Genomic DNA, 19499 nt, shown 5'->3' with positions numbered 1-19499 from the left:
GGTATTATTAGAGAAGGTGTGAAGAGATAGATAGTGTGTTATACATATGGCATAATATGTTTTTCAGCGAGGAAGGAGAAGTAAGATGAACTTACATGAATTAACTAAACATATACATAATGTTAGTATCTCAAACATAAACGATAATCCTAGTATTACATCAATAGAAATGGATTCTAGAAAAGTCAGCCAAGGATGCTTATTTATATGTATTAAAGGTTATACGGTGGATGGACATGATTTTGTAATTCAAGCGATTAAAAACGGTGCAGTGGCTATTCTCTCAGAGAAGGAACTAGATGTAGAAGTACCAGTTGTACTGGTTAAAGACACAAAAAGGGCAATGGCGATTTTAGCAGATGTATTCTATCAGCAGCCTTCTCAACAACTTCATTTAATTGGTGTTACAGGTACTAATGGAAAAACGACTACAACACATCTTATTGAGTCAGTATTCTATAAACACGAAGTTAATACAGGGATGATTGGAACAATAAATATGAAAATTAACGGTAAAACATATCCAACTTCCAATACAACTCCTGAAATTATTGTATTGCAACAAATGTTTAAAAAGATGTTAGAAGAAAATGTAAAAGCAGTTGTGATGGAAGTATCTTCACACGCTCTAGACTTAGGTAGAGTAAGAGGGTGTGATTTTGATGTGGCGGTTTTCACTAACTTGACACAAGACCATTTAGATTATCACAGTTCCATGGAAGAATATAAATTTGTCAAAGGAACGTTATTTTCTAGTCTTGGCAACTCATACAATTTATCAAAACCTAAATTTGCAGTCTTAAACGAAGATGACAATGCGAGTTCCCTTTATAAGAAATTAACAGCAGGGCAAGTTGTCACATACGGAATAGATAAGGAAAGTGACTATCAAGCGAAAAATATACAAATGTCCCCAAAGGGTACTACATTTGAACTACACTATAACGGTAATAAGGAAATTGTTCGAATTAAGTTAGTTGGTAAATTTAGTGTTTACAATGTATTGGCATGCATCGCAGCTTGTCATGTTTCTAATATTCCAATGGATACTATTTTAGAAGCAATGGGAGAAATTGCTGGTGTATCTGGTAGGTATGAATTAGTGAATGAAGGACAAGATTTTTCCGTTATTGTTGATTATGCACATACTCCTGATAGTTTAGAAAATGTACTAACTACTTCTAAGCAACTAGTGGAAGGTAAGTTGTTTTGTTTAATTGGTTGTGGGGGAGACAGGGACCGTACGAAAAGACCTTTGATGGCACAAGCGGCGGTAAAATATTCAGACATACCTATTTTTACATCTGACAACCCACGCACGGAAGATCCAGAACAAATTTTTTCTGATATGGAAAAGGGAGTAGAAGGGGAACAGTATTCCGTTATAAAAGAGAGGAAAGAAGCAATTGAATATGCAGTAAGTAAAGCAAAGACTGGTGACGTAATTATTATTGCGGGAAAAGGTCACGAAACATATCAACAAATAGGTAAAGAAACTTTACCATTCGATGATCGAGAAGTAGCTAGAAATGCGATAAAAATGTTGCTTAATAAGTAATTTCAAGCAACTCTAACAGATTTATTCTAACTGTAACTTCTTTTTCGATTAGTATTGAAATAATTTTAAAAGTATAAGTTAATTTTATGTATTTATATTTATCTAAAATCGTCTAATATGACGTACTTTACTAGCTTATAGGGAGGAGGGAATAACGATGCTAGAGCAAGTTATATTATTCACCATCGTTATGTCTTTTTTAATTACAGTATTATTATCACCATTATTCATTCCCTTCCTGCGAAGATTGAAATTCGGTCAAAGCATTCGAGAGGAAGGCCCTAAGTCACACCAAAAGAAAACCGGTACACCAACAATGGGAGGAATTATGATTCTTCTTTCCGTTGCTATTACAACACTTGTGATGACGGGTAAATTTACAGAACCTTCCGTTGAAACATATTTATTATTATTTGTATTAATTGGATATGGATTATTAGGTTTCCTAGATGATTTTATAAAAGTAGTATTAAAACGAAATCTTGGGTTAACTTCAAAACAAAAATTAGTAGGTCAAATATTGATCGCAGTAATATTTTATTTTGTGTTTAAACAATCTGATTTTTCGACAGTTGTTTCTATTCCAGGAACAGACTTTAGTTTTGATTTTGGATTTTTCTACATATTCCTTATTATTTTTTGGTTGGTAGGATTTTCAAATGCAGTTAACTTAACAGATGGTTTAGATGGATTGGTTTCTGGAACAGGTGCGATTGCTTTTGGAGCTTTTGCAGTTATTGCATGGAGTCAATCTCAATATGAAGTTTCATTGTTTTCTGTTGCAGTTGCAGGTGCATTATTGGGCTTCTTAGTTTTTAATGCTCATCCTGCAAAAGTGTTTATGGGCGATACTGGGTCACTTGCTCTTGGTGGTGCCATTGCAACAGTCGCGATTTTATTAAAGTTAGAAATATTATTGATTATAATTGGTGGTGTTTTTGTTATCGAAACACTCTCAGTTATAATTCAAGTTATATCTTTTAAAAGTACTGGAAGAAGAGTATTCAAGATGAGTCCATTGCATCACCATTATGAATTAGTCGGTTGGTCTGAATGGAGAGTTGTAGTAACATTCTGGTCAGTAGGTTTATTGTTTGCTATTCTAGGAATTTATTTAGAGGTGTGGATGTAAGTTGAAATCTATAAAAAAATATGAAAATAAAAATATTCTAGTTCTAGGTTTAGCTAAAAGTGGTACTTCAACGGCAAAACTTTTACATGAATTAAAAGCGAAAGTAATTGTAAATGATATGAAGCCTTTTGAAGAAAATGAATATGCTCAACAGTTAAGCGAGTTAGGAATGAAGGTTGTTTGTGGTGAACATCCGCTTAGTCTTTTTGACAACAACATTGATTATGTGTTTAAAAACCCTGGTATTCCATATTCCAATCTAATCGTAGAGGAAGCAAAGAAGCGTGGCATTCCTGTATTAACAGAAGTGGAGTTAGCTTATGAAATCTCTGAAGCTCCGTTTATAGGAATTACAGGATCGAATGGAAAAACTACAACAACAACATTGATTTTTAACATGCTACAAAATGATGATAAAAAGCCTTTAATTGCAGGGAATATCGGTGAAGTTGCGGTAGAAGTAGCTCAACGGGCAGTGAAAGATAATGTGATGGTAACAGAACTATCTTCCTTTCAATTAATGGGGATTAACACATTTAAACCGAAAGTATCAGTCCTATTAAATATTTTTGAAGCACACTTAGATTACCATGGTACAAAAGAAGAATATGTAAATGCAAAAGCTATGTTGTTGAAAAATCAAACGACTAGTGAATATTGCGTCTATAATGCAGATGATCCTATTGTAATCTCGATGATAGAAGATTCAAATGCTACAAAAGTTCCTTTTTCAACGAAGCGAAAAGTTGAAGATGGAACATATATTGAAGACAGTGCAGTATGGTTCAAAGGTGAAAAAATTATCGATATAAATGATATAGTTTTACCAGGTAAACATAACTTAGAAAATATTTTGGCATCCATTGCTGCGTGCAAACTGTTTCATGTTGAAAACAAAGCAATCGTAAATATACTTACAACATTTACAGGAGTTAAGCATAGATTACAATTTGTAGATACGATCAACGGAAGAAGATTTTATAATGATTCGAAAGCTACCAATATATTATCTACAGAAGCAGCGATTAATGCATTTGATCAAAATGTTATACTTTTGGCAGGTGGTCTTGACCGCGGAAATGAATTTCATGAACTTATTCCTTCACTAGGAAGAGTAAAATCCATGGTAGTTTTTGGTCAGACGGCAGGTAAGTTAGAACAAACGGCGAAAGAAGCAGGAATAAATAGCGTGATACGTGTCGATAATGTTGAAAAAGCCGTTACGGCTGCTTATGAAATGTCGGAAAGTGGTGATGTCATCTTGCTTTCACCAGCATGTGCTAGTTGGGATCAATATAAAACATTTGAACAACGTGGAGACATTTTTATAAACGCCGTGCATATGCTTAAATAAGGGCTTGGCCACGGATAAGGAGGCTATGTTCAACCAGTTTTGTCTAATTGTAGTCAAACAGTAGAACATAGTCTCTTTTTTCCTGAAGAGATTACTTCTCAAATGTAAACCTTGCCTTAATTTTAGTGCAGAGGTGTTTCGAATTGTCAACAAAGCGCTCTACTCCCGATATTATATTAATATTCACAACATTGACTCTATTAGCAGTAGGACTAATAATGGTATATAGTGCTAGTGCAGTCTGGGCGGACTATAAGTTTAATGATACGTTTTTCTTTGCCAAAAGGCAGTTGCTCTTTGCTGTCATTGGAGTAATTGCGATGTTTTTTATTATGAATGTTGATTATTGGACATGGCGTACTTGGGCAAAGGTAATCATTATCGTTTGTTTTGTACTATTAGTATTGGTGCTTATACCTGGAATTGGTATATGGAGAAATGGTTCTCGTAGTTGGATAGGTGTAGGTGCTTTTTCTATTCAGCCTTCTGAATTTATGAAAATAGCAATGATCTTTTTCTTAGCTAAATACTTGAGTGAAAATCAGAAAAAAATTACTTCGTTTAAAAAGGGATTACTTCCTAGCTTATCGTTAGTTTTTTTAGCTTTTGGAATGATTATGTTACAACCTGATTTAGGAACAGGTACGGTTATGGTAGGAACTTGTATTGTTATGATTTTTGTTGCTGGAGCGAGGATTAGTCATTTTGTTGGTTTAGGATTACTTGGCTTAGGTGGTTTTGTTGCGCTAGTTTTATCTGCTCCATATCGAATCAAGAGAATCACTTCCTTTTTAGACCCATGGGAAGACCCACTTGGAAGTGGATTTCAAATTATACAGTCTCTATATGCAATTGGGCCAGGAGGATTATTTGGATTAGGGCTAGGACAAAGCAGACAGAAATTCTTTTACTTGCCAGAACCTCAAACAGATTTTATTTTCGCTATCCTTTCAGAAGAACTTGGTTTTATAGGAGGTTCGTTCGTAGTATTACTCTTTGCACTTTTACTTTGGAGAGGAGTTCGAATTGCTCTAGGAGCTCCAGATTTATATGGTAGCTTTTTGGCAATTGGAATAATATCTATGATAGCGATTCAAGTTTTTATTAATATCGGAGTTGTTACAGGATTAATGCCTGTTACAGGAATAACGTTACCGTTTTTAAGTTACGGTGGTTCATCGTTGACACTAATGTTGGTGGCAGTAGGTGTATTATTAAATGTGAGTAGGTATTCAAGATATTGATTTAATAACAATACCAGCAACTTAACAATGAAGAGTGTTCTTCACTGTTAAGTGTTGCTGGTATTTTTTGTGGGATATTATTTTTTTAAGATAACAAATACATGTACATCTTATTACAATTTCAGTGTGGATATTGCGTAATTATTAAGTTACATATACTATAAGTAAAGGAGTAGTTTACCAATAAATATAGAAGCAACTTTTTAAACAAATGTGTTTCAAAAATAATGAAATAGGGTACTATTTTTAAGATTATAATTACATAATTGAATAGGCGAATCACCATATAAACATTGTTTCGCATATAATATTAATAAAAAACAATATCGTGTAAATATAGTTTTGTTTTGGGAGGTAAATATGGATAAAATCGCAAAGGAATTATTAGACAGTGAAGTAGGGAAAGTACTTCAAAACGAACCGCTAGCTAATCATACAACGATGAAAATTGGTGGTCCAGCAGACTTATTAGTAGAACCGACAAGTATGGATAAGTTACAAGAACTAATGAACATAATAAACAAATATAATTTAAAATGGACGGTTATTGGTAGGGGTTCTAACTTATTAGTTTCTGATAAAGGAATAGAAGGAATAGTTATTAAGTTAGGAGCAGGACTAGACCATATGGAACTTGATGGTGAAAAGTTAACAGTAGGAGGAGGCTTTTCATTAATTAAGTTAGTAACGTTAATTAGTAAACAAGGTCTTTCCGGTTTAGAATTTGCAGGAGGAATCCCTGGATCTGTCGGTGGTGCAGTTTTTATGAATGCCGGTGCACATGGATCAGACATTTCAAATGTGTTAATAAAGGCGAGAGTCTTATTCGAAGATGGGAAAATGGAATGGTTATCAAAAGATGACTTCCAATTTTCTTACAGAACTTCTATTTTACAAAAAGAAAGACCAGGAATTGTTTTGGAAGCGATTTTTCAATTATCACAAGGTGAGAGAGAAAAAGTAGTCGCTCAACTTCAAAAAAATAAAGATTATCGTAGAGACACACAACCGTGGAGTCACCCTTGTGCAGGGAGTATATTTAGAAATCCACTACCTAACTATGCAGGTCAATTAATAGAAGAATCAGGTTTGAAAGGTTTCTCTGTAGGTGGAGCGAAAATTTCAGAAATGCATGGAAACTTTATCGTGAATGCTAATAATGCAAAAGCACAAGATGTATTAGATTTAATACAACATGTTAAAGATACAATTAAAGAAAAATATGATATCACGATGGAAACGGAAGTAGAAATAATAGGAAGAAAATAGGTTATAAAATCACATTTTTCACTACTTATATGTTATAATTAACTGAATTTATTTGTTGAAAACGGCATAAATTTTTTATGTGCCGTTTCTTCCATTTATAACATTAAAGGGTGAATAGTAATAAATGACGAAAAATAAAGTGGTTACATTAGAAGACAGAATTCCGAAGTTAAAAGAACAAAGAAAACAAAAAGCTAACCGCCGACTTATTATTTATTTATCTTTTTTCTTTATCCTTATTATTTTTATTATTTATTTTCAGTCTCCATTGAGTAAAGTATCTGCTATTCAGGTTATTGGAAATGAACGTGTGTCGGAAGAAGAAGTAATAGAGCTTAGTACGATTGATAATAGTACAAGCTATTGGAGAGTTAATGAAAAGGAAGTTAGTGTTGCGATAAAGAGTCACCCTGAGATTAAAGGTGTGATATTAAAGAAGAAATTACCTAACACCGTGGAGATTATTGTTGAGGAACATTTAAGAATCGCTTACATATTTGATGATGGAGATTATCGACCAGTACTCGATAATGGAAAAATATTAATCCCGCAACCTGATAGTACCATACCGCATGATGCACCTATTATGTTTTATTGGAAAAAACATGAATTATTAGTTTCTTTTATAGATGAATTATTAAAGTTACCTGAATCCGTTATTTACGCAATTTCGGAAATTCATCATACGCCTGTAGAAAACAACAACCATTTGCTTACGTTGTACATGAATGATGGATTTGAAGTAAGAGCGAACATACGTGATTTCTCAAATAAATTAAAATCTTACCCGTCGATAGTATCACAGCTTGATCCATCGCAAAAAGGTGTCATAAATTTGGAAGTTGGAGCATTTTTTAAGCCTTATGAAACAATTGGATCTGAAGATGAAGAAGATGGAGTTGAACTAGACGATGAAAGTGAAGGGTAAACATGTTGTACTATCTTTTGTCTGTTTAGTGCTCGGTTTTATGGTCTCATTTTCTTACCAGCTAACAAAAGCTGAAGAAAAAAACATATCCGATAGACAATGGCAAAGAGATAATAATATTAGAAATACATTATTACAAACAGAGGAAAGAAATAGGCAACTTCAGCAAGAACTGTTTGAAAAACAAGACAAGCTTAGACGTTTTGAAGAAGAAATTGCCACAGGGGAACAAGTGCTATTCAACTTAGTTGAGGATGTTGAAAAATTAAGGATGTTTACAGGCAAAGTGAAAGTAAAAGGGCCAGGAGTAGAAGTTGCTCTTGCTGATGCGTCCTATGTTCCGTCTGAAGAAAATATTAATAATTATATTGTTCATGAAAGTCATGTTTTTAGAGTGTTAAACGAACTGCTAATTTCTGGAGCGGATGCAGTAAGTATAAATGGACAAAGAGTAACGAAAAACTCATATATTGTATGTAACGGTCCGGTGATAACGATTGATGGAAATCAATATCCTGCTCCTTTTGTTATTAGTGCAATTGGAGACCCAGATGTTCTTATACCAGCTTTAAATATAGTTGGAGGAGTAAAAGACCAACTTTTATATGATAATATTAACGTCAAAATCTCGAAAAAAGATGAAATTGTTTTAGATCCAGTTATGCGAAAAGGGTAAGGTGTATTTTATTGGCAAGTCAAAAATTTAGCTTTTCCATTATAACGATTATTATTGGTTTTATGATAGCTGTACAATTTCAATCTGTAAAAGAGCCAGTCGTAAGAGATACTCGTGATACTTGGCAATTACGGAGTGACTTGAAAAAGGAACAAGAAATTCAATCGCAAATTATTACAGAGATTAGAAAATATGAAGAACAAATTCGTTTATATGAAGAAGAGAAAAGTCAGAGTAAAGAGACAATCTTACGAAAAACGCTAGAAGAGTTAAAAAAAGAAGCTGGATTAACCATTCTAGGGGGTCCAGGAATTAAAATGACGATAAATCTACTTTTTGATGATGAAACATATGGGTTTATTGATGATAATGTTTCTGCTGAGCTTTTAAGAAGGTTTATTAACGAATTAAACTCATACGATGTGGAAGAAATTTCGATTGCTGGCCAAAGAATTGTTAATTCGACTGTACTTAGAGAAGTGAATGGTCGGACTAAAATTAATAATACATGGTTACCAAGTCCTCCATTCGATATTGTAGTTGTAACGGAAGACCCGTCAAGGTTATACAATAGGTTACAAGTTTCAAGAGCAATGGACGAATTTGCTATCGAGAATTTTCTCTTAGAAATATCCACCCCAATTAATTACGTTTCAGTTCCGGCTTATGAAGAGCAAATAAGATTGAAAAACTTAGAAACAGTAAAATTAGAAACGGAGGGGAATTAGTATGTGGCTCCCACTCCTAGCGTTAGTTGTTGGTGTTGTTTTAGGACTTTCCTCTGAGATAAAAATACCAGATGAATATTCTAATTATTTATCTATTGCAGTGCTTGCTGCTCTGGACACTTTGTTTGGTGGTATTAGAGCTCATCTGCAAAATAACTATGATGAAAAAGTATTTGTATCAGGTTTTTTCTTTAATATTATTTTAGCAGCAAGTTTAGCTTTTCTTGGTGTACATCTTGGTGTAGACTTATATTTAGCAGCAGTTTTTGCATTTGGAGTAAGGTTGTTCCAAAATATCGCTGTTATTAGGCGTATAATTATATCTAAATGGAATTTATCAAAAGAAAATTGAGAATTAAGTAAAATTTATAAAGGGAATTATTAATAGGTGTTGAATACATTCTAGTATAATATTTTTTTAGTTTGAGTTGTTGTTCCATAGAATTTTTTTTAGTCGTTTGAAGGAGGTGCCACAGAATGAACAGCAATGCTATTTACGTAAGTTTGGACATCGGTACATCTAGTGTGAAAGTGATCATTTCAGAAATGTTAAATGACTCACTAAACATAATTGGAGTCGGTAATGTTAAATCAACTGGTATTAGAAAAGGTTCTATAGTAGATATAGATGAGACAGTTCATTCCATTAAAAAAGCTGTAGAACAGGCAGAAAGAATGATAGGTATGCCTGTAAAAAGAGTGGTTGTCGGAGTAACTGGTAATCATGTTCAGCTACAACGTTGTCACGGTGTTGTAGCAGTATCAAGTGAAAATCGAGAAATTAGTAATGAAGATGTTTCACGAGTTATTGAAGCCGCACAAGTTTTTTCTGTACCACCTGAAAGAGAAATTATTGATTGTATACCAAAACAATTTATAGTGGATGATTTAGATGAAATTAATGACCCAAGAGGAATGATTGGTGTTCGACTTGAAATGGAAGGAACACTTATCACAGGCTCCAAAACAGTGTTACATAATTTATTAAGATGTGTGGAGAGAGCCGGGCTTGAAATAACGGACATATGTTTACAACCTTTAGCCCTTGGTACCATTGCTTTATCGAAGGATGAAAAAAACTTAGGTGTTTCGATAATCGATATAGGTGGAGGCTCGACTACTTTAGCTGTGTTTGAAAATGGAAACCTGACTTCTACAACAGTTATTCCAATTGGTGGAGATCACATCACTAAAGACTTATCTATTGGCCTCCGCACTTCTACGGAAGATGCTGAAAAGATAAAGTTAAAACATGGGCATGCCTATTATGACCTTGCATCTGAAGAAGAAGTTTTTAGCGTCCCTATTATCGGAAGCGATCAACATCAACAGTTTAACCAACTAGAAATCTCTGATATTATAGAAGCTAGAATGGAAGAGATTTTTGATATTGTACAAGAAGAGTTGAGAAGATTAGGAGTTAGAGAGTTGCCAGGTGGATTCGTTCTAACTGGTGGTGTTGCTACAATGCCAGGAGTTTTAGAACTAGCTCAAGTTATCTTGAAGAACAATGTGAGAAAAGCTGTCCCTGATTATATTGGGGTCCGTGAACCACAATATACAACGGCTGTTGGCTTAATTCAGTTTGCATATAAAAATGCAAAATTGCAGGGCAGAAAAATTGAAGCAATCCCTCCTACTGAACAAGTGGAAGCGAGAGCACCTCAAAAAAAGAAACAAAGCCAAATGCAACAACAAACAAAAGGTGAACAACAAAAAGCAGGTTCAAAAGTAAAGAAATTCTTTGGCCTCTTCTTTGAATAAACAAAAAACTTGCCACAACTTTTGGAAAATTAGGAGGATCAATCATGTTGGAGTTTGATACAAGTATCGATCAATTAGCTACCATAAAAGTAATCGGTGTAGGTGGAGGCGGAAATAACGCTGTAAACCGAATGATAGAGCATGGTGTACAAGGTGTAGAATTTATTGCTGTTAATACGGACGCACAAGCGCTTAACTTATCAAAAGCAGAAGTGAAAATGCAAATCGGTGGAAAATTGACAAGAGGATTAGGTGCAGGTGCTAACCCTGAAGTAGGTAAAAAAGCAGCAGAAGAAAGTAAAGAGCAATTAGAAGAAGTGTTAAAAGGGGCAGATATGGTTTTCGTCACTGCTGGAATGGGTGGAGGTACTGGTACTGGTGCCGCTCCGGTTATTGCACAAATTGCTCGTGACTTAGGTGCTTTAACAGTTGGTGTTGTTACGCGACCATTTTCATTTGAAGGAAAAAAGCGTTCTGGACAAGCAGCTGGTGGAATTCAAGCGATGAAAGAAGGCGTGGATACGCTAATTGTTATTCCTAATGACAGACTTCTAGAAATCGTAGATAAAAACACACCAATGCTAGAAGCATTCCGTGAAGCGGATAACGTTTTAAGACAAGGTGTACAAGGTATATCTGACTTAATTGCAACACCTGGATTAATCAACCTAGATTTTGCAGATGTTAAAACAATTATGTCGAATAAAGGTTCTGCATTAATGGGAATCGGTGTTGCTACTGGTGAAAATAGAGCAGCTGAAGCAGCTAAGAAGGCAGTTTCATCCCCACTACTTGAAACCTCTATTGATGGAGCTCAAGGTGTTCTTATGAACATTACAGGAGGAACAAACTTAAGTCTTTACGAAGTTCAAGAAGCTGCAGATATCGTTGCGTCAGCATCCGACCAAGAAGTAAATATGATTTTTGGTTCTGTTATTAATGATAACTTAAAAGAAGAAATCGTTGTAACAGTTATTGCAACTGGATTTAGTGAAAAAGAATTAAATAATGCAAAGCATGTTGCTCGACCAGTATTTGGGGCCCAGAAGCAACCTGTTCAAAAACGTGAAGTTCCAAGAGAAGAGCCTGTTCAAGAAACACGTCCTCCTCAACAAAGTCAAACTCAATACCAAACAGAAGATACACTTGATATCCCTGCATTCTTACGTAATAGAAACCGCAGAAGGTAATAAAATATAGATATGTTAAAGCTTAGTGTTGATAATTAAATACTAATACCTGTTGATTTTTGTGCAAGGCTGAGACTCTTCGAAAATGCATCCGCATTTTCTTACGAAGGATGTACCGCTCCGGAGCCTTCCTTGTCCTGCGGGAAAAGCGGGGAGCGGGAGACTCCACAGGCGCTTGCGCTGAGGAGTAGGTTTTTTCACGACAGTGAAAATAACCTTCCTTTTTACCGCCCGCTGAAAGCGAAGCCTTGCACGGAAATCAACAGCGAACTTTAACACAGCCAAAATTATTAAAAGCCAAAAAGGATGATTCAACTACTTAGTTGAATCATCCTTTTTTTATGTATAAAAAAGAATAGAATTAGTATTTTTCCTAAGGTTGACAAAATCCGTATAAAATCTCCAAAAAATGTTTTCTACTAACGTCAGAAACTGACAGACTTCCTAATAAGATGTACTATATACTAGTTTCAAATAGAAAAAATAAGACTATTCAAAATTAACTATACTATGTAAATGAGGGAATTTGTTGACATTATACTTAGATGTTATTTGGATACTGAACTTAGTATTTGATTTTTTACTATTAACGATTACTGGACTTGTATTAAAAAGAAAAAGTGCGACTTGGAGAAGGTGGACGGGTGCATTCATCGGATCATTAATTGTCGTTTTAATGTTTACTCCGTTAGAAAAGTTTGTAACTCATACGATAGTAAAATTATTATTTTCTGTTGCGATGGTTTATGTTAGTTTCGGATTTTTCCGTCTTCGTACTTTCATAGAAAACATTCTCGTTTTTTATATGATTACTTTCGGAGTAGGTGGCGGAATAATTGCAATGCATTTTTTCTTGCAAGTAGATAATTCCTTCATCAGAGAATCATTATTTCAAGCAACTTCAGGATTTGGTGACCCGATATCATGGATTTTTGTTATCATTGGCTTTCCATGTATTCTTTATTTATCTAAAAAGCAGTTTGCTAGTCTGCAAGATAGAAAATTTAAATATGAACAATTAGCAGACATTACAATTCATATAGGTGATGTTGAAATTACAACGAGAGGGTTAATAGATAGTGGAAATCAATTGCAAGACCCTATTACGAAAACACCAGTTATGATTTTGCAAACTAGTGCTTTTGTCCAAAAAATACCTGAGGAAGTTTTACTTGCACAAAAACAAATACAGAGTACACAAGGATGGCCAACTTTTTCAGATGAAAATACTTGGGCTCAAAGGATAAGAATAGTACCTTATCGAGCAGTAGGTAAAGAAACTACATTAATGCTAGCGATAAAAGCAGATAAAGCAATTATTGTTCATGGTAATGACCATTTTGAGTGTAACAAGTTTTTGATTGGTTTAACTGATACGGAGTTATCATCGGAAGGAGAGTACTACAGTATTATCCATCCGAAAATGATTACTGATGGCCAAGTGAAGTCGGCTTCTTGAAGTAACTACAATTTATATATATTCTATTATGATTTATTACAGAATAAAAAGGAGGAAAAGTGACTTGAAAAATCTTAAAATTAAATTTACATATTTGTGGTACAAATTATTAATAAAACTAAAGCTAAAAACAGACGAAGTTTTTTATATAGGAGGTAGTGAAGCTTTACCTCCACCATTATCAAAAGAAGAAGAAGCGCACTTACTTGTAAAACTTCCAAATGGTGATCAAGCTGCGAGATCTATCTTAATAGAACGCAACTTACGTCTTGTAGTATATATCGCAAGAAAATTTGAAAATACAGGAATTAATATAGAAGATTTAATCAGTATCGGAACAATTGGTCTTATTAAAGCAGTAAATACGTTTAACCCTGAAAAGAAAATTAAACTAGCAACATATGCCTCAAGATGTATTGAAAATGAAATTCTAATGTATTTAAGAAGAAATAATAAAATCCGTTCAGAAGTTTCGTTTGATGAACCGCTTAATATCGATTGGGATGGAAATGAATTATTGTTATCCGATGTTTTAGGTACAGAGGAAGATATAATTACAAAAGATTTAGAAGCAAACGTTGATCGTAAACTATTACTTAAAGCTCTAGACCAATTAAACGACCGTGAAAAACAAATCATGGAATTACGTTTTGGCTTAATTGGAGGAGAAGAAAAAACGCAAAAAGATGTGGCGGATATGCTTGGTATATCACAATCATATATTTCACGTTTAGAAAAAAGGATAATAAAACGACTTAGAAAAGAATTTAATAAAATGGTATAGAAAAAATATTTTTTTAACTAAAAACGTTAGTATATAAAGGTTTACAAAATATGTAAAAATGTTCCGAATTTTCGAAGTGCATAAATTTCCCTCTGAAGGAGATACTTAACTCTGAAGCAGCAACTCCTGTTAGGAGGGGAAAGAATGACACGTAATAAAGTTGAAATTTGCGGAGTAGACACATCTAAACTTCCTGTGTTAAAAAATGAAGAAATGCGAAAACTTTTTCGTGAAATGCAAGGCGGTGAAATATCAGCGAGAGAGAAGCTTGTAAATGGAAACTTACGGCTTGTTTTAAGTGTTATTCAACGTTTTAATAATCGCGGAGAGTTTGTAGATGATCTATTCCAAGTAGGTTGTATAGGTTTAATGAAGTCCATTGATAACTTTGATTTAGGGCAAAATGTGCGTTTTTCAACATATGCTGTCCCTATGATTATTGGTGAGATTAGACGCTATTTAAGAGATAATAATCCTATTCGGGTTTCAAGGTCTCTTCGTGATATTGCTTACAAAGCTTTGCAAGTAAGAGAGCGACTAATGAGCGAAACATCGAAAGAGCCTACAGCGGAGGAAATAGCAAAAGTACTAGAGGTACCACATGAAGAAATTGTTTTTGCATTAGATGCTATTCAAGATCCAGTATCTTTATTTGAGCCAATTTACAATGATGGTGGAGACCCTATTTTTGTAATGGACCAGTTAAGTGATGAGAAAAACAAAGATATTCAATGGATAGAAGAACTAGCACTAAAAGAAGGTATGAGAAGATTAAATGACAGAGAGAAGCTTATATTGAGAAAACGATTTTTCCAAGGAAAAACACAAATGGAAGTTGCTGAAGAAATTGGAATCTCCCAAGCTCAAGTGTCGCGTTTAGAAAAAGCAGCAATAAAGCAAATGAACAAAAATATTCAAAGTTAATCGCTGAGTAAGTTTCAAATTGTAAGAATACAATACGAAAACGAATAATTAAATTAAATTTCCTAATTGTAATACAAAATAAAAAGAACATATTATTATTGTTAACAAAAATGTTCGTTTTCATTAAACGAACCGTGTTTATGGAATTGAATCCGCACTAAAAAATAAAAACACCTTTCGGACAAGCGTCCGAAAGGTGTTTTTCATGTTTTAAAAATACATAGTTTTAAATAATTCTATGTTTTCTTTCATGAACATTCCTATCCTCGTCATATAATGAATTATTAGGGTGAGAATAGGAGGTAATCGTTATGGTAAAAATATCAGACTTTCAATTAAAAGATGTTGTTAGTGTTTCGGAAGGAAGAAAATTAGGTAACATAGGGGATATAGATATAAATTTAGCAACGGGAAAAATCGAAGCAATAATAATTACAGGTGGAGGAAAAATGTTAGGCTTCTTCGGTAAAGATGAAGAGGTTGTCATTCCTTGGAGAAATATTGTAAAGATTGGGTCCGATGTTATTCTAGTAAGGTATCAATCAAAAATAGAAACAAATTTTGAAGAAATGTAATAATTGAAGATAAAAACATGAATTTTGATGTCGAAATTATCATTAAAACTCTAATAAATAGAAAAAATATGGTACAATATGAAGTAATATGAAGCATGAAAAGTAGGTGTAAAAGTGACTGAACCATTTCAATTAATAAATGAGAGCTTTCTCACAATCTCAGAATGGCAAAACCAACAGCCTAATTTAACTGTAGGGTTTACAACTAAAAATGGTGGGGTTAGTCACGGCAATTTTTCTTCCTTGAATTTAGGTTTACACGTAAACGATGATGAACTGAGTGTACAGCAAAATAAAAAGTACTTAGCAAACCTTTTATCTTTATCTACTAACAAATGGGTAGGATGTAATCAAGTTCATGACAATAAGATCATGAAGGTAGAAAAGAAACATGCAGGTGCTGGTGTAATGGATGAAGAAACTTCTATTCAAAAAACGGATGGCATCTATACAAAAGAGAAAGACATTTTATTAACGTTATGTTTTGCTGACTGTGTTCCACTCTATTTCTGGACAGAAAATATGGTTGGATTAGCACACGCTGGATGGCAAGGCACTGTGAAACTAATTGGTCCAGAAATGATTAATAAGTTAGTGCGTGAGGAAGAAATAGACCCTAAAGAAGTGAAAGTTGCTATAGGTCCGTCTATTTCTTCTGAACACTATATTGTTGATGATAAAGTAATCAATGCAGTTACCCCATTAATACATAAAGAAGAAAAACATCTAGTTTATAAAGAAATTAGTGAAGGGCAATATTCATTGGATCTAAAGTTATTAAACAAACTTTTACTTCTAAAAGTTGGAGTAAAAGTAGAAAATATTTTAGTATCTAACTTTTGTACGAGTGAAAATAGTGACCTTTTCTTTTCTCATAGGAGAGATAAAGGAAAATCAGGAAGAATGATAAGTTTTATTGGAATGAAATAACGGTAAAGTAGGAGGCTTATGTCTTGTCGGTAAAACAGAACTTTGCTCATATTAAAGAGAATATTAAAAGAGCATCCATAAGCATTAGTCGTAATGCTGAAGAAATTCACATCATTGCTGTTACTAAGTATGTCTCTATTCAAAGGGCAAAAGAAGCAGTGGATGCTGGAGTACAACATTTAGGTGAAAACAGAGACGAAGGGTTTCTCCAAAAATGGGACGAGCTGAAAGACACTGTTTCCTGGCACTATATCGGTACGTTACAATCAAGAAAAGTGAAGAATGTTGTAGATAAGATAGATTACTTACATTCATTAGATAGAGTTAGCCTAGCCGAAGAAATTGAAAAGCGTGCCAACAAGGTAATTAATTGCTTTATCCAAGTGAACACTTCTGAAGAAAAAAGTAAGCATGGAATTCAACGTAGTGAAGTATTGCCTTTTATTAAACAACTCGAACAGTTTAAAAAGATTAAAGTAGTTGGGCTAATGACTATGGCTCCTTTTACGGATAATGAAGAAATAGTGCGGGATTGTTTTAGGGAACTTAGGAATCTACAGCAAAAAGTACAATCTTTACATCTAGAACATGCACCATGTAAGGAACTATCAATGGGAATGTCAAATGACTATATAATTGCAGTTGAAGAAGGCGCTACGTTTATTAGAATTGGTTCTGCACTTGTAGGTAACGAATAATAATTAGGAGGGTAGAAGAAAAATGAGTATTAGAACTAAAATAAAGAGCTTATTTGCATTAGAGGATGAATACGAATATAAAGAACAAGAGACTTTTGAAGAAGAAGTTGTTCAAGAACCTAAGAAAACTCGTTCCTCCTTTCATCAAACTCAACCAACAAAGAATACACAAAATGTTGTAAGTTTACAGAGTGTCCAAAAGTCTGCCAAACTAATATTAATGGAACCAAGAAGTTATTCTGAAGCACAAGAAGTAGCAGACCATTTGAAGAGCAGAAGAGCGGTTATTGTAAATTTACAACGTATTCAACCTAGTGAGGCAAGAAAGATTGTCGATTATTTAGGAGGAACGGTATACGCAATAGATGGCCGTCTTGAACCAATTGGAAAAGATATTATTATTTGTACTCCAGATAATGTTGATATTGCTGGATCTATCTCTGAATTTATGCAACATGAAGAAGACTATAATAGTAGTAAAAGGTGGTAGTTAACTTGGTATTTATATTGAATTTAATCCTACAACTAGTTGGAATATATACCATATTGTTAGTAATATATGTTTTAATGTCATGGTTTCCTAATGCAAGGGAATCTTCTATTGGGCGTATGATAGGAAAAGTTTGCGAGCCTTATTTAGATATGTTTCGAAAAATCATACCGCCACTTGGTATGATTGATATCTCGCCTATTGTTGCAATTTTGGCTTTACGTTTTGCATCAGATGGTTTACTTTATTTATTTAGAATCCTAGGCCTTTATCCTTAAAAATGTCCATATATCAGCATTTCAGGAAAGAGGAACATGAATTTATTGATAAGATAGTTAGTTGGAAAGAATATGTACAACGTGTATATACTTCTAAACTTACAGATTTCTTAGATCCAAGAGAACAAGAAATATTATCATCCATCATTGGTCAAAACGGCGAAGTGCAATTTATTTTAAACGGCGGGCATCCTAATGCTGAAAGAAAGAGAGCTTTTATTTTTCCACATTATATTGTTCCAAACGAAGAAGATTTTCAACTGAAAGCATTTGAAATTCAATATGCTCAAAAATTTGTAAAGATTGACCATAGACATGTTTTAGGAGCATTAATGAACATTGGTTTGAAAAGAAGTAAATATGGTGATATTTCCATAGCTGGAAAAGATGTTTTTATTGTTGTATCCACTGAAATAGCTGACTTTGTAAAAATGGAGTTAAATGAAGTAGGTAAAGCAACTGTTACCCTTAAAGATATTCCTACTAAGCAAGTAAAGCTGGATGTGGAGAAATGGGAAGAGGCTAGTACAACTGCTTCTTCTTTGCGAATTGATACGATCATCGCATCCGTATATAATATCTCTCGTCAAAAGGCTCAAATACTTATCGAAGGTCAAAAAGTAAAAGTGAATTGGAAGTTAATCGACCAAACATCTTTTGATTGTGAAGAAGGAGATGTTATATCTGTTAGAGGATTTGGTCGTAGTAAGCTTGTTTCTGTAGATGGTAAAACTAAAAAAGATAAATATCGAATTATTGTAGGAAAACAAAAATAATCGCAAAATAAGCAGGATTTATAATTTTTTTGTCGAAAATACTTATAACATCAGTAATGAGATCTTATTGGAGGTGGCCTAGATGCCGTTAACACCACTTGATATTCACAATAAAGAATTTAGTAAAGGATTTCGCGGATACGACGAAGACGAAGTGAATGAATTTCTAGATCAAGTAATCAAAGATTACGAAATGGTCATCCGTGAGAAGAAAGAATTAGAGGAAAAATCAAAAGACCTTAACGAACGCCTTTCTCATTTTAGTTCAATAGAGCAAACGCTTAATAAATCTATTTTAGTTGCACAAGAAACAGCTGAAGATGTGAAAAGGAATGCTCAAAAAGAAGCAAAACTTATCATTAAAGAAGCAGAGAAGAATGCAGACCGCATTATAAATGAATCATTAATCAAATCAAGAAAAATACAAGTTGAAATTGAAGAGTTGAAAAAAACGTCAAAAGTTTTCCGCAATCGTTTTAAAATGTTAATTGAAGCTCAATTAGATATGATTAGCAGTGACGATTGGGAGCATTTAATGGAGTATGAAAACAAAGAAGAAAAAACGGAAGAAAATCGAGTATAACCTTGATATCTTTTCTTGTTTTTTGTATAATACGTACACAATAACTGTTTAACTTTAATATTATATTAAAACGTTGATAGGGACAGTAATTTCTACATATTGTTTATTTAAGCGAGTCGAGGGTGGTGAAAGCTCGACAAAACAAGTGGAAATGAATAT

At 33.7% G+C, this 19499-nt stretch carries 21 protein-coding genes and 1 other annotated feature (1 of these 22 cut by a window edge); all 21 genes read left to right on the top strand.

Translation table 11 applies throughout. From position 1 onward, the window contains the following. The first annotated feature begins 85 nt into the window (after positions 1-85). The 21 genes from CDZ92_RS08060 to CDZ92_RS07960 all read left to right on the top strand — a co-directional run bounded on the left by CDZ92_RS08060 (position 86) and on the right by CDZ92_RS07960 (position 19340). The gene (locus CDZ92_RS08060) at positions 86-1558 is read left to right on the top strand and encodes a UDP-N-acetylmuramoyl-L-alanyl-D-glutamate--2,6-diaminopimelate ligase (protein ID WP_096154729.1); all 1473 of its coding nucleotides are present in this window, start codon (positions 86-88) and stop codon (positions 1556-1558) included. 157 nt (positions 1559-1715) lie between these two features. After that, positions 1716-2690: a phospho-N-acetylmuramoyl-pentapeptide-transferase gene (gene mraY / locus CDZ92_RS08055; RefSeq protein ID WP_096154728.1), complete on the top strand. Its 975-nt coding sequence runs from the start codon at positions 1716-1718 to the stop codon at positions 2688-2690. Between the two features lies 1 nt (position 2691). Continuing rightward, positions 2692-4044 carry a UDP-N-acetylmuramoyl-L-alanine--D-glutamate ligase gene (gene murD / locus CDZ92_RS08050; protein ID WP_096154727.1) on the top strand — a complete coding sequence of 451 codons (1353 nt, stop codon included), beginning with the start codon at positions 2692-2694 and terminating at the stop codon, positions 4042-4044. 143 nt (positions 4045-4187) lie between these two features. Continuing rightward, complete coding sequence (spoVE, locus tag CDZ92_RS08045; RefSeq protein WP_096154726.1) at positions 4188-5288, top strand: stage V sporulation protein E; 1101 nt, start codon at positions 4188-4190, stop codon at positions 5286-5288. 360 nt (positions 5289-5648) lie between these two features. Beyond that, a complete protein-coding gene (murB, locus tag CDZ92_RS08040) occupies positions 5649-6557 on the top strand; it encodes a UDP-N-acetylmuramate dehydrogenase (RefSeq protein WP_096154725.1) in 909 nt (302 codons plus the stop codon). A 124-nt stretch (positions 6558-6681) separates the two neighbouring features. Continuing rightward, positions 6682-7485, top strand: a complete 804-nt coding sequence (locus tag CDZ92_RS08035; protein WP_096154724.1) for a cell division protein FtsQ/DivIB — start codon at positions 6682-6684, stop codon at positions 7483-7485. Then, positions 7469-8161, top strand: coding sequence for a DUF881 domain-containing protein (locus CDZ92_RS08030; protein ID WP_096154723.1), 693 nt, complete (start codon positions 7469-7471; stop codon positions 8159-8161). The genes CDZ92_RS08035 and CDZ92_RS08030 overlap by 17 nt, the downstream gene beginning before the upstream one ends. A gap of 11 nt (positions 8162-8172) precedes the next feature. After that, positions 8173-8889: a DUF881 domain-containing protein gene (locus tag CDZ92_RS08025; protein WP_176483735.1), complete on the top strand. Its 717-nt coding sequence runs from the start codon at positions 8173-8175 to the stop codon at positions 8887-8889. Between the two features lies 1 nt (position 8890). Then, the gene (locus CDZ92_RS08020) at positions 8891-9241 is read left to right on the top strand and encodes a small basic family protein (protein WP_096154722.1); all 351 of its coding nucleotides are present in this window, start codon (positions 8891-8893) and stop codon (positions 9239-9241) included. Between the two features lie 125 nt (positions 9242-9366). After that, on the top strand, positions 9367-10653 hold the full coding sequence (gene ftsA, locus CDZ92_RS08015; protein WP_096154721.1) for a cell division protein FtsA: 1287 nt from the start codon (positions 9367-9369) through the stop codon (positions 10651-10653). Between the two features lie 44 nt (positions 10654-10697). Then, positions 10698-11843, top strand: coding sequence for a cell division protein FtsZ (gene ftsZ / locus CDZ92_RS08010; protein WP_096154720.1), 1146 nt, complete (start codon positions 10698-10700; stop codon positions 11841-11843). Between the two features lie 529 nt (positions 11844-12372). Continuing rightward, positions 12373-13302 (top strand): sigma-E processing peptidase SpoIIGA, encoded by a 930-nt coding sequence (gene spoIIGA / locus CDZ92_RS08005; RefSeq protein WP_096154719.1) that lies wholly within the window; start codon positions 12373-12375, stop codon positions 13300-13302. A 64-nt stretch (positions 13303-13366) separates the two neighbouring features. After that, the gene (gene sigE / locus CDZ92_RS08000; protein ID WP_096154718.1) at positions 13367-14086 is read left to right on the top strand and encodes an RNA polymerase sporulation sigma factor SigE; all 720 of its coding nucleotides are present in this window, start codon (positions 13367-13369) and stop codon (positions 14084-14086) included. Positions 14087-14230: 144 nt separating this feature from the next. Then, positions 14231-15010, top strand: coding sequence for an RNA polymerase sporulation sigma factor SigG (gene sigG, locus CDZ92_RS07995; protein WP_096154717.1), 780 nt, complete (start codon positions 14231-14233; stop codon positions 15008-15010). A 311-nt stretch (positions 15011-15321) separates the two neighbouring features. Further along, positions 15322-15585: a YlmC/YmxH family sporulation protein gene (locus tag CDZ92_RS07990; protein WP_096154716.1), complete on the top strand. Its 264-nt coding sequence runs from the start codon at positions 15322-15324 to the stop codon at positions 15583-15585. Between the two features lie 114 nt (positions 15586-15699). Beyond that, the gene (pgeF, locus tag CDZ92_RS07985; RefSeq protein ID WP_096154715.1) at positions 15700-16515 is read left to right on the top strand and encodes a peptidoglycan editing factor PgeF; all 816 of its coding nucleotides are present in this window, start codon (positions 15700-15702) and stop codon (positions 16513-16515) included. 23 nt (positions 16516-16538) lie between these two features. Continuing rightward, entirely contained in the window at positions 16539-17213 is a 675-nt protein-coding gene (locus CDZ92_RS07980) for a YggS family pyridoxal phosphate-dependent enzyme (RefSeq protein WP_096154714.1), read from the top strand. Positions 17214-17235: 22 nt separating this feature from the next. Next, a complete protein-coding gene (locus CDZ92_RS07975; protein ID WP_096154713.1) occupies positions 17236-17703 on the top strand; it encodes a cell division protein SepF in 468 nt (155 codons plus the stop codon). A 5-nt stretch (positions 17704-17708) separates the two neighbouring features. Beyond that, positions 17709-17981, top strand: a complete 273-nt coding sequence (locus CDZ92_RS07970; protein ID WP_096154712.1) for a YggT family protein — start codon at positions 17709-17711, stop codon at positions 17979-17981. Positions 17982-17983: 2 nt separating this feature from the next. Beyond that, positions 17984-18757: a YlmH family RNA-binding protein gene (locus CDZ92_RS07965; RefSeq protein WP_096154711.1), complete on the top strand. Its 774-nt coding sequence runs from the start codon at positions 17984-17986 to the stop codon at positions 18755-18757. An 82-nt stretch (positions 18758-18839) separates the two neighbouring features. Then, positions 18840-19340 carry a DivIVA domain-containing protein gene (locus CDZ92_RS07960; RefSeq protein WP_096154710.1) on the top strand — a complete coding sequence of 167 codons (501 nt, stop codon included), beginning with the start codon at positions 18840-18842 and terminating at the stop codon, positions 19338-19340. Between the two features lie 64 nt (positions 19341-19404). Then, positions 19405-19499 (top strand) — a binding site (T-box leader) (it continues 131 nt past the right edge of the window).

This window comes from Bacillus sp. FJAT-45066 (genome assembly GCF_002335755.1).
Lineage (GTDB): Bacteria > Bacillota > Bacilli > Bacillales > Bacillaceae_I > Bacillus_CD > Bacillus_CD alkalisoli.
This window is presented reverse-complemented; position numbering and strand designations above follow the sequence as displayed.

Excerpts from the sequence above, each read along its gene's own strand:
- CDZ92_RS07975 (WP_096154713.1), top strand. The coding sequence starts at position 17,236 with ATGAGTATTAGAACTAAAATAAAGAGCTTATTTGCATTAGAGGATGAA.
- ftsA (WP_096154721.1), top strand. The coding sequence starts at position 9,367 with ATGAACAGCAATGCTATTTACGTAAGTTTGGACATCGGTACATCTAGT.
- CDZ92_RS07965 (WP_096154711.1), top strand. The coding sequence starts at position 17,984 with ATGTCCATATATCAGCATTTCAGGAAAGAGGAACATGAATTTATTGAT.
- CDZ92_RS08035 (WP_096154724.1), top strand. The coding sequence starts at position 6,682 with ATGACGAAAAATAAAGTGGTTACATTAGAAGACAGAATTCCGAAGTTA.
- CDZ92_RS07990 (WP_096154716.1), top strand. The coding sequence starts at position 15,322 with ATGGTAAAAATATCAGACTTTCAATTAAAAGATGTTGTTAGTGTTTCG.
- CDZ92_RS08030 (WP_096154723.1), top strand. The coding sequence starts at position 7,469 with ATGAAAGTGAAGGGTAAACATGTTGTACTATCTTTTGTCTGTTTAGTG.
- mraY (WP_096154728.1), top strand. The coding sequence starts at position 1,716 with ATGCTAGAGCAAGTTATATTATTCACCATCGTTATGTCTTTTTTAATT.
- CDZ92_RS08020 (WP_096154722.1), top strand. The coding sequence starts at position 8,891 with ATGTGGCTCCCACTCCTAGCGTTAGTTGTTGGTGTTGTTTTAGGACTT.
- ftsZ (WP_096154720.1), top strand. The coding sequence starts at position 10,698 with ATGTTGGAGTTTGATACAAGTATCGATCAATTAGCTACCATAAAAGTA.
- CDZ92_RS08060 (WP_096154729.1), top strand. The coding sequence starts at position 86 with ATGAACTTACATGAATTAACTAAACATATACATAATGTTAGTATCTCA.
- CDZ92_RS07960 (WP_096154710.1), top strand. The coding sequence starts at position 18,840 with ATGCCGTTAACACCACTTGATATTCACAATAAAGAATTTAGTAAAGGA.
- sigG (WP_096154717.1), top strand. The coding sequence starts at position 14,231 with ATGACACGTAATAAAGTTGAAATTTGCGGAGTAGACACATCTAAACTT.
- murB (WP_096154725.1), top strand. The coding sequence starts at position 5,649 with ATGGATAAAATCGCAAAGGAATTATTAGACAGTGAAGTAGGGAAAGTA.